The organism is Micromonospora sp. NPDC000442 (assembly GCF_042898635.1).
GTDB lineage: Bacteria > Actinomycetota > Actinomycetes > Mycobacteriales > Micromonosporaceae > Micromonospora.
In genome coordinates this window covers 1-12,513 of sequence record NZ_JBIAYZ010000042.1, presented here as the reverse complement: position 1 = coordinate 12,513, position 12,513 = coordinate 1, and the positions used below count along the sequence as shown (strand labels likewise).

General features: G+C 70.2%; 10 protein-coding genes and 1 pseudogene. 5 read left to right on the top strand and 6 right to left on the bottom strand.

Annotated elements, in window-relative coordinates; genetic code table 11:
• Nucleotides 1-101 precede the first annotated feature (101 nt).
• Nucleotides 102-293 carry a hypothetical protein gene (locus ACFY2A_RS30330; RefSeq protein WP_387176740.1) on the top strand — a complete coding sequence of 64 codons (192 nt, stop codon included), beginning with the start codon at nucleotides 102-104 and terminating at the stop codon, nucleotides 291-293.
• Between the two features lie 153 nt (nucleotides 294-446).
• Here ACFY2A_RS30330 and ACFY2A_RS30325 read toward each other — a convergent pair whose 3' ends face one another.
• Nucleotides 447-1,448 carry an aromatic acid exporter family protein gene (locus ACFY2A_RS30325; protein WP_387176738.1) on the bottom strand — a complete coding sequence of 334 codons (1,002 nt, stop codon included), beginning with the start codon at nucleotides 1,446-1,448 and terminating at the stop codon, nucleotides 447-449.
• 167 nt (nucleotides 1,449-1,615) lie between these two features.
• Between ACFY2A_RS30325 and ACFY2A_RS30320 the strand changes: the two genes are divergently transcribed.
• A complete protein-coding gene (locus ACFY2A_RS30320; RefSeq protein WP_387176736.1) occupies nucleotides 1,616-2,056 on the top strand; it encodes a tyrosine-type recombinase/integrase in 441 nt (146 codons plus the stop codon).
• A gap of 79 nt (nucleotides 2,057-2,135) precedes the next feature.
• Here the strand turns inward: ACFY2A_RS30320 and metH are convergent, their stop codons facing one another.
• Nucleotides 2,136-5,651: a methionine synthase gene (gene metH, locus ACFY2A_RS30315; RefSeq protein ID WP_387176734.1), complete on the bottom strand. Its 3,516-nt coding sequence runs from the start codon at nucleotides 5,649-5,651 to the stop codon at nucleotides 2,136-2,138.
• 302 nt (nucleotides 5,652-5,953) lie between these two features.
• Here metH and ACFY2A_RS30310 point away from each other — a divergent pair, with 302 nt between their 5' ends.
• Together ACFY2A_RS30310 and ACFY2A_RS30305 are read left to right on the top strand one after the other, a co-directional pair.
• Nucleotides 5,954-6,823 (top strand): PAC2 family protein, encoded by an 870-nt coding sequence (locus tag ACFY2A_RS30310; RefSeq protein WP_093402074.1) that lies wholly within the window; start codon nucleotides 5,954-5,956, stop codon nucleotides 6,821-6,823.
• A gap of 128 nt (nucleotides 6,824-6,951) precedes the next feature.
• Nucleotides 6,952-7,743 carry a GntR family transcriptional regulator gene (locus ACFY2A_RS30305; RefSeq protein WP_387176732.1) on the top strand — a complete coding sequence of 264 codons (792 nt, stop codon included), beginning with the start codon at nucleotides 6,952-6,954 and terminating at the stop codon, nucleotides 7,741-7,743.
• Nucleotides 7,744-7,861: 118 nt separating this feature from the next.
• Here ACFY2A_RS30305 and mshC read toward each other — a convergent pair whose 3' ends face one another.
• The 4 genes from mshC to ACFY2A_RS30285 form a co-directional block, all read right to left on the bottom strand.
• Nucleotides 7,862-9,100 carry a cysteine--1-D-myo-inosityl 2-amino-2-deoxy-alpha-D-glucopyranoside ligase gene (gene mshC, locus ACFY2A_RS30300; protein WP_387176730.1) on the bottom strand — a complete coding sequence of 413 codons (1,239 nt, stop codon included), beginning with the start codon at nucleotides 9,098-9,100 and terminating at the stop codon, nucleotides 7,862-7,864.
• 65 nt (nucleotides 9,101-9,165) lie between these two features.
• On the bottom strand, nucleotides 9,166-9,984 hold the full coding sequence (locus tag ACFY2A_RS30295; protein WP_363924773.1) for an SCO1664 family protein: 819 nt from the start codon (nucleotides 9,982-9,984) through the stop codon (nucleotides 9,166-9,168).
• A complete protein-coding gene (locus ACFY2A_RS30290; RefSeq protein ID WP_387176728.1) occupies nucleotides 9,981-10,559 on the bottom strand; it encodes a DUF3090 domain-containing protein in 579 nt (192 codons plus the stop codon). Before ACFY2A_RS30290 ends, ACFY2A_RS30295 begins: the two co-directional genes overlap by 4 nt.
• A gap of 133 nt (nucleotides 10,560-10,692) precedes the next feature.
• Nucleotides 10,693-11,424, bottom strand: a complete 732-nt coding sequence (locus tag ACFY2A_RS30285; RefSeq protein ID WP_363924775.1) for a histidine phosphatase family protein — start codon at nucleotides 11,422-11,424, stop codon at nucleotides 10,693-10,695.
• A gap of 733 nt (nucleotides 11,425-12,157) precedes the next feature.
• Here ACFY2A_RS30285 and ACFY2A_RS30280 point away from each other — a divergent pair.
• Nucleotides 12,158-12,513, top strand: a pseudogene (locus ACFY2A_RS30280) (hypothetical protein); the annotation flags it as partial.

Genomic DNA, 12,513 nt, shown 5'->3' with positions numbered 1-12,513 from the left:
CCGGCATCGCCCACCTCCACAACATCATCCTCACCGGATGACACCAACATCGTTACCCGGCAACGCCTCCACCGAGTTACGAGACGTCCTTTAGTACCGGCATGAGCCGGCCAAGCGCCAATGCGGCGCCTGCGTACCTGGGTCACGCCGAACCCGGATTCACCCTGCGGACCTACACCCACCTGCTGCCGACCAGTGAGGACCGTACCCGCCGGGCCATTGACGAGGCGTTCGGTGAGGACCAGGCCGACGATGACGAACCGGAAGCCCGTGGCGGCCTGGAAACGGCATGATCATGGTTCAACGCCTACCGCAGGTGCCGGAAGTGCAGGTCACGGCACCTGCGATGATCACTGGCGTTGTATTGATCTCGCTGGCAGGCATCGACGGTCAAAGCGGACGCCACATCGCTTCACCTCGGACGCGGCAGTCGTCGTTGGTCAGTCTCAGTTGGGCCTGATGTGGGCCAGGCGATTCGCCTCGGCTTGTGGCAGTCCGGACGCTTGGAGCAACTCGCCGACGACGGCACGTACTCGTGAGACGACAACATTGCCGGAGAACTCGACGCCTTCGGCGCAGGCTTCGTCGACTTCTTTGATCGCCCGCAATGCGCGCGCTCGCGTCTGAGCTGGCTCCCGGGCGGCGAAGAAGTCGCGGTACACGAGCCTCAGCGCCTGGCCGATTTGCTCGATCGACGCGGGAAGGCCGGGCGGTACCGGTTCACCGGCCCGTACGGTCACTACCGTCCAGTGCACTATGTCGTGGGCGCTGGTGTAGGCGTTTTCGAGGTGCTCGGCGGCGTGCTCGTACTGGCGCACAATTCCAAGCCGTCGTCTCCGCCAAGGTGAGAGGACCACGACCTGCCGCGCTGCGGCGACCAGGTCGGTCGTCTTTGCTCTCTGCTCCCAGGTGGTAGAGAAGCGCTTCAGGGCGTCCTCGGCTTTTTGACGGTCACGGTGGGCCAGGGCGGTAGCGGTAGCGGTCAGTTCACGGGCGAAGGCATCCATTGTCTTACCGGTAGCGCGGTGTAGGACGCGCACCGGGTTGAGCGGCAGAATCAGAAACGCGACGGCGATCGCAACGACTCCACCGACCAGGGCACTTTCCGTTCGCGCCACAGCCAGATCTGGTCCTTGCGCCACCGACGCCAACAGCAGGCCCGTGCCTCCTGCCTGCGCCATCACCCCGCCGCCGCCCCGAAACAAGACGGCCGCGGAGATAGCGATCGCCACGACCACGCCGGTCTGTGCCGGCCCTGCTCCGATGGCCCGTGTAATCAAATGCGCAACCACTGCCCCGGCGATCACCCCGGCGAGCATTTCGATCGTTCGCCTGATCCGATTACTGAAGGCTCCCGCGATCGTGCCGACCGCTACGGCGGGCGCGAACAACGGCTCCGCGTTGTCCAGCACTTCGCGCGTCATGAACCAAGACAGCTCAGCCGCCACACCAGCCTGCGCCGCAACGATGAAGGACGTGCGAAGTCGTTCGTACGCCTCTCGGCCTTGTCGCCGCGCGGTCTCTCGCGGCGCACCTAGCGTCCGGCTACGCACCCCTCAACCTCCGGCTTGCCATCGGCTCCCCCACGACATCGTCCTACCGGAACCGAGATCAAGTGCTAGGTTCGAGCTCTGGCTCGCCGCAGGCCGCGTCACCAAGCCATCCCGTCGGCCTTCGTCCGCACTACGTGGACTGGCGCCCAACCACCTCCGACCGGCGACCCGAAGCCGGTCACGCTCTACCTGACCAGCGCGGACGGCCTGCCGCTCAGCCGCTCGAAGTTCAACCCTGGCGTCTGGAAGCCCGCGTTCCGGGCCATCGGTATCCCGGACGACCGGCACAACGGCAGCACGTCCTGCGGCACACCTACGCCTCGGTCCTGCTGGACTCCGGGGAGAGCATCAAGGCCCTGTCGATGTACCTGGGTCACGCCGACCCCGGATTCACCCTGCGGACCTACACCCACCTGCTGCCGACCAGCGAGGACCGTACCCGCCGGGCCATCGAAAGGCGTTCGGTGAGGACCAGGCCGACGATGACGAACCGGAAGCTGTGACGGCCTGGAGACGGCAGATCATGGTTCATTCAACGCCTACCGCAGGCGCCGGATTTGCAGGCCACGGCACCTGCGGTGATCACTTGGCGTTGAAGTAGCTGGCCTCGGGGTGGTGGACGACGATGGCGTCGGTGGCCTGCTCCGGCATCAGCTGGAACTCCTCCGACAGCTGCACCCCGATCCGCTCGGCACCGAGCAGGTCCACGATCTTCGCCCGGTCCTCCAGGTCGGGGCAGGCCGGGTAGCCGAACGCGTACCGGCAGCCCCGGTAGTCGGTGCGCAGCAGGCCGGCCAGGTCGGTCGGGTCGTCGTCGGCGACGGTACGGCCGTCGGGCAGCTTCAGCTCGGCCCGGACCCGCTTGTGCCAGTACTCGGCGAGGGCCTCGGTGAGCTGCACCGACAGCCCGTGCACCTCCAGGTAGTCGCGGTACTCGTTGCGGGCGAACAGCTTCGCCGCGTACTCGCTGACCGGCTGGCCCACGGTGACCAACTGCAACGCGACGACGTCCAGTTCCTCGCCGCGCGGGCGGAAGAAGTCGGCCAGGCACAGCCGCCGCTCCTGCCGCTGCCGGGGGAAGGTGAACCGGGCCCGCTCGGCGTGCCCGTTCTCGTCCAGGACCACCAGGTCGTTGCCCTCGGAGTAGGCCGGGAAGTAGCCGTACACCACGGCCGCCTCCAACACCTGGTCGGCGATCAGCCGGTCCAGCCAGTAGCGCAGCCTCGGCCGGCCCTCGGTCTCCACCAGCTCCTCGTACGACGGGCCCTTGCCACCACGCGCACCGCGCAGCCCCCACTGGCCCATGAAGGTGGCCCGCTCGTCCAACAGTGCCGCGTAGTCGGCCAGCGGCACCCCCTTGACCACCCGGGTGCCGTGGAACGGTGCGACCGGCACCGGCACGTCGACCGCGACGTCGGAGCGTACCGAGGTGTCGTGCAGTTCCGGCAGCGACTCGGCGACCACCGCACGCTGCCGTTCCCGGCGGGCCCGGCGGGCGGCGAGAGCGGCCTCCCGCTCGGGATCGATGACCGGCGCGCCGCCACGCTTGGCGGCCATCACCCGGTCCATCAGGGACAGCCCCTCGAAGGCGTCGCGGGCGTAGTGCACCTGGCCGGGGAACATCGACCGCAGGTCGTCCTCCACGTACGCCCGGGTCAGCGCGGCACCACCGAGCAGGACCGGCCAGCGCTCCGCGACCCCGCGCGACGCCATCTCGACCAGGTTCTCCTTCATGATGACGGTGCTCTTGACCAGCAGACCCGACATGCCGATGGCGTCGGCGCGGTGCTGCTCGGCGGCATCGAGGATGGCGGAGATCGGCTGCTTGATGCCGATGTTCACCACGTCGTAGCCGTTGTTGGACAGGATGATGTCGACCAGGTTCTTGCCGATGTCGTGCACATCGCCCTTGACGGTGGCGAGCACGATGCGGCCCTTGCCGTCGTCGTCGGCCTTCTCCATGTGCGGTTCGAGGTACGCCACCGCGGTCTTCATCACCTCGGCGGACTGCAACACGAACGGCAGCTGCATCTGACCGGAGCCGAACAACTCACCGACGACCTTCATGCCGTCCAGCAGGATGTCGTTGATGATGAGCAGCGGGGCGGTGCCGGCCGCCATCGCCGCATCGAGGTCGGCTTCCAGGCCGTTGCGCTCGCCGTCGATGATCCGCCGCTTGAGCCGCTCGTTGAGCGGCAGGGCCGCCAACTCCTCGGCCCGGGTGGCGCGCGCCGAGGCGGCGTCGACGCCTTCGTACAACTCGATGAACCGCTGCAACGGGTCGTAGCCTTCGCGGCGGCGGTCGTAGACCATGTCGAGGGCGACCTCGCGCTGCTCCTCGGGGATCTTCGACATCGGCAGGATCTTGCTGGCGTGCACGATCGCCGAGGTGAGCCCGGCCTGTACGCATTCGTGCAGGAAAACCGAGTTGAGCACCTGCCGGGCGGCGGCGTTGAGCCCGAACGAGACGTTGGAGATGCCCAGCGTGAAGTTGATCCCCGGATAGCGTCGGGCGATCTCACGGATCGCTTCGATGGTCTCCATAGCATCGCGGCGGGTCTCCTCCTGACCGGTGGAGATCGGGAACGTCAACGCGTCGACCATGATGTCCGGCAGTCGCATGCCCCAGCGACCGGTCAGGTCCTCGATGGTCCGGGAGGCGATGCGGACCTTGTCCGCGGCGGTGCGGGCCTGCCCCTCCTCGTCGATGCACATCACCACGACCGCGGCGCCGTGCTCCATGATCACCGGCATCACCCGCCCGTACCGGGACTCCGGGCCGTCGCCGTCCTCGAAGTTGACCGAGTTGACCACGCACCGGCCGCCGAGCATCTCCAGGCCGGCCTCGATCACCGCCGGTTCGGTCGAGTCCAGCATGATCGGCAGCGTGGAGGCGGTGGCGAACCGGCCGGCCAGCTCGCGCATGTCGGTGGTGCCGTCGCGGCCGACGTAGTCGACGCAGAGGTCCAGCAGATGCGAGCCGTCGCGGGCCTGCCCACGGGCGATCTCCACGCAGGACTGCCAGTCGGCGGCGAGCATGGCCTCCCGGAACGCCTTGGAGCCGTTGGCGTTGGTCCGCTCCCCCACCATCAGCACGCTGGCGTCCTGCGCGAACGGTACGTGGTGGTAGATCGAGGAGACGCCCGGATCGGTACGCGGCTCGCGGGCCACCGGCCGCACGTCACGCAGCCGCTCGGCCAGCACCCGGATGTGCTCGGGAGTCGTGCCGCAGCAGCCACCCACCAGCGCGACGCCGTAGTCGGCGACGAACCGTTCCAGGGCGTCGGCCATGTCGTCGGGGCCCAGCGGGAAGTACGCCCCGTCCGGGGTGAGCACGGGCAGGCCGGCGTTGGGCATCACCGACACCGGGATGCGGGAGTGCTGCGCCAGGTAGCGCAGGTGCTCGCCCATCTCGGCCGGGCCGGTCGAGCAGTTCAGGCCGATCAGGTCGACGCCGAGCGGCTCGATGGCGGTCAGCGCCGCACCGATCTCGCTGCCGAGCAGCATGGTGCCGGTGGTCTCGACCGCCACGTGACAGATGATCGGCACCGTGCGGCCCGCCTCGGCCATCGCCCGCTTGGACCCGATCACGGCCGCCTTGACCTGGAGCAGGTCCTGGCAGGTCTCGACGATCAACGCGTCCGCGCCGCCGGCGATCAGCCCACCGGCGTTCTGCTGGTACGCGTCGCGGAGGCTGGCGTACGAGGCGTGGCCGAGGGTCGGCAGCTTCGTACCCGGGCCGATCGAACCGAGCACCCAGCGGGGCCGCTCCGCGGTCGAGTACGCGTCGGCGGCCTCCCGGGCCAGCCGTGCCCCCACCTCGGACAGCTCCCAGATCCGGTCGGCGATGTCGTACTCGGCGAGGTTCGGCAGGTTCGCGCCGAAGGTGTTCGTCTCCACACAGTCCGCGCCCGCCGCCAGGTACGCCTCGTGAACCCCGCGGACGACGTCCGGCCGGGTGACGTTGAGGATCTCGTTGCACCCCTCCAGGCCGTCGAAGTCGTCCAGGGTCAGGTCCGCAGCCTGCAGCATCGTCCCCATCGCCCCATCGGTGACGAGGATCCGGTCTGCCAGCGCATCGAGCAACGAAGTCCGCACGACCTCAGGTTAGTGCGGCGAGGCGGGCCCGCACCCCTGCGTACCGTCCGATCCCACATTGTGTCGTCGGGATCACTGTGCCCGTTTTGGTGCGCATTGCCCAACACCGCGCGCTGCCGGCCGTGTCCGCGCAGCCCGACGTCGATGCCGACGCCCGTTCCATCCGGCGCGGCCGACGGGCCGGGTCCGGGCCCGGCACGTAGGCTGACTGACGTGAAGGACTACAGCGACACCGCCACGCACCGTGGGCGGACGACCGGGACCGCCTCCCGGACCGCCGGTGACGAGCAGGAGGTGACGGCGTGACCGAGTTCGACGGGCTGCCGGTGCTGCGGTCCCCGGTCGCCATCTGCGCCTTCGAGGGGTGGAACGACGCGGCGGACGCGTCCACCGCGGCGGTCGAGCACCTGGAGCAGGTGTGGGAGGCCCGCCCCGTCACCGAGCTGGACCCGGAGGACTTCTACGACTTCCAGGTCAGCCGGCCCACCATCGCCATGTCCGACGGCGCCACCCGCCGGGTGGAATGGCCGACCACCCGGTTCACGGTCGCCAGCCCCGCCGGCACCGAGCGGGACGTGGTGTTGATCCGGGGCATCGAGCCGAGCATGCGGTGGCGGACCTTCTGCGAGCAGGTGCTGGAAATCTGCCACAGCCTGGAGGTCGAGCGGGTGGTGCTGCTCGGTGCCCTGCTGGCCGACGTGCCGTACACCCGGCCGCTGCCGATCAGCGGCAGCGCCTCCGACGCCGACGCCGCGCGCCGCTACCAGCTCACCCCGACCCGGTACGACGGGCCGACCGGCATCGTCGGCGTGCTGCACGACGCCTGCACCCGCGCCGAGGTCGACGCCGTCTCGTTCTGGGTCCACGTGCCGCACTACGCCAACAACCCGCCCTGCCCGAAGGCCACCCTCGCCCTGCTGCACCGGGTCGAGGAGGTGCTCGACCTGCCGGTGCCCATGGCCGACCTGGCCGAGGAGGCCGCCGAGTGGGAGCAGCGGGTCCGCAGCGCCGCAGAGCAGGACGCCGAGCTGGGCGAGTACGTCCGCGAGTTGGAGGAACGCGTCGGTGACGCGGGCATCACCCCGTTGACCGGGGACGAGATCGCCCAGGAGTTCGAGAAGTACCTGCGCCGCCGGGGCGGATCCGCCGGCCCCACCGCCGGTTCCTGGTAACCCACTCCCCGTTCCGCTTTCCAGACCCCGGGTCGTTATCGGCCCGGGGTCTGGTCATGTGTGTCGGGGTGGCGGCACGCACCCCGCGTACGGCATCCTAGGAACCTAGCTGAAAATGAGGAGGCGGGATGCAGATCAACCCGGGAGCGGCCGAGTTCCCGCACCGGCAGATCGCCGCGCAGCTCAAGAGCCAGATCCGACGCGGCGACTGGGCACCGGGCGAACGGCTGCCGTCCATCCCCGCCGTCGCCGAGATGTTCGGGGTCGCCAAGCAGACCGTGCAACGCGCCGTCGACCAGCTGCGGGTCGAGGGCATTTTGATCACCAAACCCGGTTCCGGTACGTACGTGCGGGGCACCCGGCGACGGCTCAACCGGCTCTCCCGAGGCCGCTACGGCGGCTTCCGCGGCTATCACACCGACCTCGCGGCCCGCTATCGCCAGCAACTCGTCTCCGTCGGCCGCTCCCCCGCGCCGCCCGAGGTGGCCGACGCGTTCGGCGTACCCGACGGCACCGAACTGCTCTGCCGCCGCCATCTCGTCCGCACCGAGGAGTCACCGGTGGAGGTGGGCGCCTCCTGGTTCCTGCCCGCCGACACCGCCGGCACCACCCTGGAACGGGCCGAGGCGTTCGGCCGGCCGCTCTACCAGGAGGCCGAGGAGGCCACCGGCCGGCGGTACGCGACCGCAACCGACACGATCACCGCACGCCAGCCCAGCCGCGAGGAGTCCGAGACCCTCCAGATCCGACCGGACACCCCGGTGCTGCACCTGCTACACGTGGCGTACGACCCGCAGCGCCGGCCCATCGAGGTCGCCCAGGCCACCTGGCCCGGCCCGGTCACCACGCTGACCGAGGAGTATCAGATCCCCGCCCCCACCACCGACCCCGACCCCGACCCCGGCCTCGTCCTCGGCTGAACTGCCCCGCCCCACCCCCAACCCCCTCGCGATCTTGCACTTTCCGTCGCCGCGAAAGTCACGAAAGCCGCGTAATGGCGACCACAACTGCAAGATCGCGGGTGAGGTGGGGGTGGGGTCAGAGGTGGATGCCGAGCAGGGCGTCTACGGTGTCGGCGAAGAGGTGCGGAGCGGCCGGGTCGTCGTCGGCGCCGGCGAGGGTCAGCTCGGCCCACTCGTCGGCCAGCCGCAGGGCGCCGGGTGTGTCGAGATCGTCGGCGAGTCGTTCGCGTACGCCGGACAGGAACGCCGACCCGGACGGCCCGGCGGTCGCGGCGGCGGCCCGCCGCCAGCGGCCCAGCCGCTCCTGGGCGGCGGTGAGCAGGTCGTCGGTCCAGGACCGGTCGGCGCGGTAGTGATCGGAGAGCAGGGCCAGCCGGACCGCCATCGGATCCACCCGGTCGGCCCGCAGCCGGGAGACGAAGACCAGGTTTCCCCGGGACTTGGACATCTTCTCGCCGTCCAGCCCGATCATGCCGGCGTGCACGTAGTGAGAGGCGAACGGAGCCGCGCCGGTCAACCGCTCGGCGTGCGCGGCGGAGCACTCGTGGTGCGGGAAGAGCAGGTCGTTGCCGCCACCCTGCACGTCGATGGTGGAACCGAGCAGGCCGAGGGCGATCACCGCGCACTCGATGTGCCAGCCCGGTCGGCCCGGGCCGAGGTCTCCGCCCGGCCAGGACGGCTCGCCGTCCCGGGCACCGCGCCACAGCAGCGGGTCCAACGGGTCACGCTTGCCGGCACGATCCGGGTCGCCGCCGCGCTCGGGGAATATCTCCAGCATCTTTTCGCGGGAGAGGTTGGACTCGTAACCGAAGCTCGGCGCGGCCGAGATGTCGAAGTACACGTCGCCGGTGCCGTCGTCGAGGCGGTACGCGGCACCGTCCTTGAGCAGCACCAGCACCTTCTCGGCGATGTCCGGGATCGACTCCACCGCCCCGACGTAGTGGGCCGGCGGGATGATCCGCAACGCCTCCATGTCCTCCCGGAACAGCGCCGTCTCCCGCATCGCCAGGACCTTCCAGTCCTCACGGTCGCGTTCGGCCCGTTCCAGCAACGGATCGTCGATATCGGTGACGTTCTGTACGTACCGGACCTCATGGCCGGCGTCGCGCCACATCCGCTGCACCAGGTCGAAGGTGATCATGGTGGCGGCGTGACCGAGGTGGGTGGCGTCGTACGGGGTGATGCCGCAGACGTACATGGTGGCCGTGCCGTCCGGATCGCTCGGCTGCACACTCTCCCGCGCCGAGTCGAACAACCGCAACGGCTCGCTCCGGCCCGGCAGTCGCGGCACCTCGTGCCCCACCCAAGACTCCATGACCGTCAGCCTAGCCAGCCGTCGGGCGACGTCACGCCGGCCGGCGAGTGATCAACGCGACAGGCTCAGATCGGCGGCCAGGGCACTGCCGGCCAGTCCTGGGACGGCTGCGGAAAGCGACCGCTCTCGCACAGCCGGTCGATCCGAGTGGTCAGTTCGGTGATCTCACCGAGGGTGAGGTGCTCGGACAGTTCCTCGCCGAGCGGACCGGCGAGCTGACGGGACAGGCGGCCGAGCATGTCGACCGCGTCGGCCGGCAACGCACGGCCGGCCCACCCCCAGAGCACCGTACGCAGCTTCTCCTCCACGTGGAAGCTAACCCCGTGGTCGACCCCGTGAATCCGGTCGTCCGGACCGACCAGGACGTGGCCGCCCTTGCGGTCCGCATTGTTGATCACCGCGTCGAGCACCGCGAGCCGGGCCAGCCGCGGGTCGTCGGCGTGGGCCAGGGCGTACGCGGTGCCGTCGTCGTCGCGGGCGGCCGCGATCGGGAACCAGCGGGGTGGCACCGAGTCGGCCGGCACGAAACCCACAAGTGGCTCAGCGTCGGGCGGTTCCTCGATCCACAGTTGGCAGGAACCGGGCCCGAACGGCCCGTCCCGCAGCACCGTCGGCGGCACCAGATCCCAACCGGTGGCGGCGGAGACCAGGTAGGCGGCCACCTCACGGCCCGCCAGGGTGCCGTCCGGGAAATCCCACAGCGGTCGCTCACCGCGCACCGGCTTGTACACGCACCGCGCCGACATCCCGTCCAGGGTCAGCACGCCGCGCAGGGTGGTGTTCGAGGCGTCGACGAGCCGGCCTTCGACGGTCAGTTCACCGTCACGCAGCAGGCGCAGCGCGGCCCCCTCGTCCTGCCGGGGAGCCACGCCAGACGAGGTCACCGGTGGTAGCCGTTGTTCCGGGGGCAGAGATGGCCGGCCGGGTCGAGGGGCTGGCCGCAGAGCGGGCAGGGCGGCCGCCCGGCGTTTACCACGCGCCGGGCCCGCTCGATGAACGCGCGGGTCGCCTCGGGGGTCAACCGGACGCGGAGCCGGTCGAGATCCTCGTCGGGCTCGACATCGTCGGGATCGTCCTCCTCCTCCGACTCGCCAAGCTCGATCTCGGTCTCCGCCTCGCCGACCGCGATCGCCTCGATCACCACGGTCGCGGTGTCCGCGTCGAAGGCCAGGCCCAGCGTGCCGACCCGGAACTCCTCGTCGACCGGCGTCTCCAGCGGGTCGTTGTCACCGGCCGGGACGGTAGCCTCGGGCAGTTCCACACCGAACCGACGCTGGGCCTCGGTGAGCAGTTCCTCCAGCTTCTCGGCGAGCAGGGAGACCTGGACCTTCTCCAGCGCGACGCTGACCAGCCGGCCACCGCCGCGCGCCTGAAGGAAGAACGTGCGCTCCCCTGGCGGCCCGACGGTCCCGGCGACGAACCGCTCCGGCGGCTCGAAGGCGTGCACCTGGTGGGTCATACCCACGACCCTATCCGGCGGCCCCGCGCAGCGCGCACCCCACCGACCACCCGAATAGCGACGCCCCCTAAGCCGCGTTTCCCGGCCGCTGTGCGAGCAGATCCCGCCGTGGCGGGATGCGGAGCCGGGCGGCTCACCGGGACGCCCCCGCGCCACCGCCGACCGCGGCGTCGGAGTCCGTCGGCCGGCGGGCCCGCCGACGCCGCTTACCGGGCGGCGGCACCAGGCCGGCCAGGTCACCGCCGACATCGTTGAGGCGTACCAGGAAGGGCCGCAGGGGGGTGTAGCGGATCGCGGTCACCGACGCCGGGTCCACCACGATCCGCTGAAAAAGATCCAGGTGTACGCCGAGCGCGTCGGCGACGATGGCCTTGATCACATCCCCGTGACTGCATGCCAGCCAGACCGCCTCGGGACCGTACTCGGCGCTCAGGCGGGCGTCCCAGGCGCGTACCGCCGTGACCGCCCGGGTCGCCATCTGCGCCATCGCCTCGCCGCCGGGGAAGACCGCCGCGCTGGGGTGCTGCTGCACCACCGGCCAGAGCGGCTCCTTGGCCAGCTTCTTCAGTGGCTGACCCTCCCAGCTGCCGTACCCGCACTCGATCAAACCGTCGTCCACCACCGGCGACGCTTCGGGCAGCGCCAGTTCCAGGGTCTGCCGGCACCGGATCAGCGGGCTGGTCACCACCGCCGTCAACGGCACCATCCGTAGCCGTTCACCGACCGCGGCTGCCTGGGCGCGGCCGGTCTCGTCCAGCTCGACGGGCTGTCGACCGGCGAGTCCACCGTCGGCGTTCGCGGTGGTGCGTCCGTGCCGCAGGAGCAGAAGTGTCGCCACCCGAACAACCCTAGGCCCTCGCCCCACACCCCTCAGGGCAGTGCCCAACTCCCCCCGACGGCAACCCCGGCCACCTCCGCCCCGCCACCACCCAGCGGTGCGCGGTGGCGGGTGGCGGGTGGCGGGTGGCGGGTGGCGGGGAGATCTTGGTGCGATTCGGCCCTCTGGTGGGCGGTTTCGGACCAAGATCCGGTGCTGTGGTGGTTCGGCAGCCCGGCGTTTCGGGGTGGCGGGCGACCCGGCTCGGGCCTGCTACGCGTTGACGGTCGCCGGATGCGGCAAGTCGGGCCTTCCCGGGCGCCGGAGACCGCGATTTGCCGCATGTCGTGAGTCGGCGAGCCATTTGGCTCGGTGGGGTGGAGCGCGGGTGGCGGTGTGGTGTGGTGTGGTGTGGTGTGGTGTGGTGTCCGGTTTTCGCGGGCGGTGGCGGGTGGCCGGACGGAATGATCGGCGGTCGGTCGGCGTTGTAACCGGTAACTGACCACGCAGCACCTACCCCACCTACCCCCTTGGTGGGCCCGGCGGGTCACGGGAATGACCCGCCCCGGTCAGTCGTTGGACATGGTCCCGGCGCGTGAAGTGGCACCGCCCCACGCGTCACCCCTTCGGGCCGACATTCGGCCCAGACCCTCGGAACCGAACGGCCCACCCCCTGAGGCCGACGGTGCCACCAGTTCTTCTGGTACCCCACGCGCACGGTCCCACCGCCACCCCCTATGCAGGCGGGCCGGACCTCACCCCCGAACGCGAAGGAGCCCCCATGAACACCACGCTGCGCAAGAGCATCCTGGGCATCGCCGGCCTCACCGCCGCCGCCGGACTCGCGGCCGGCCCCCTGAACCACGCCACCACCAGCAACGAGCCCACACCGATCACCCCGATCGCCGCGGTCCAGGCTGACAAGCCGGACATGGGCACGCTGTTGCCGCACGGCACCCCTAGCAACCAGTCGATGATCGAGTTGAACGATGAGCAGGTCGCGAATGTGAAGGCGATCATCGCCGCGACGAAGAAGGCCGGCATGGACGAGCGGGCCGCGGTCGTGTCGATCGCCACCGCCCTGCAGGAGTCGAAGCTGGAGAACCTGGGACACCTGGGTGACCGCAACGACCACGA

What these genes read in the sequence shown, in the direction of transcription:
- ACFY2A_RS30330 (WP_387176740.1), top strand. Translation starts at nt 102, where the DNA reads ATGAGCCGGCCAAGCGCCAATGCGGCGCCTGCGTACCTGGGTCACGCC.
- ACFY2A_RS30305 (WP_387176732.1), top strand. Translation starts at nt 6,952, where the DNA reads ATGCAGATCAACCCGGGAGCGGCCGAGTTCCCGCACCGGCAGATCGCC.
- mshC (WP_387176730.1), bottom strand. Translation starts at nt 9,100, where the DNA reads ATGGAGTCTTGGGTGGGGCACGAGGTGCCGCGACTGCCGGGCCGGAGC.
- ACFY2A_RS30290 (WP_387176728.1), bottom strand. Translation starts at nt 10,559, where the DNA reads ATGACCCACCAGGTGCACGCCTTCGAGCCGCCGGAGCGGTTCGTCGCC.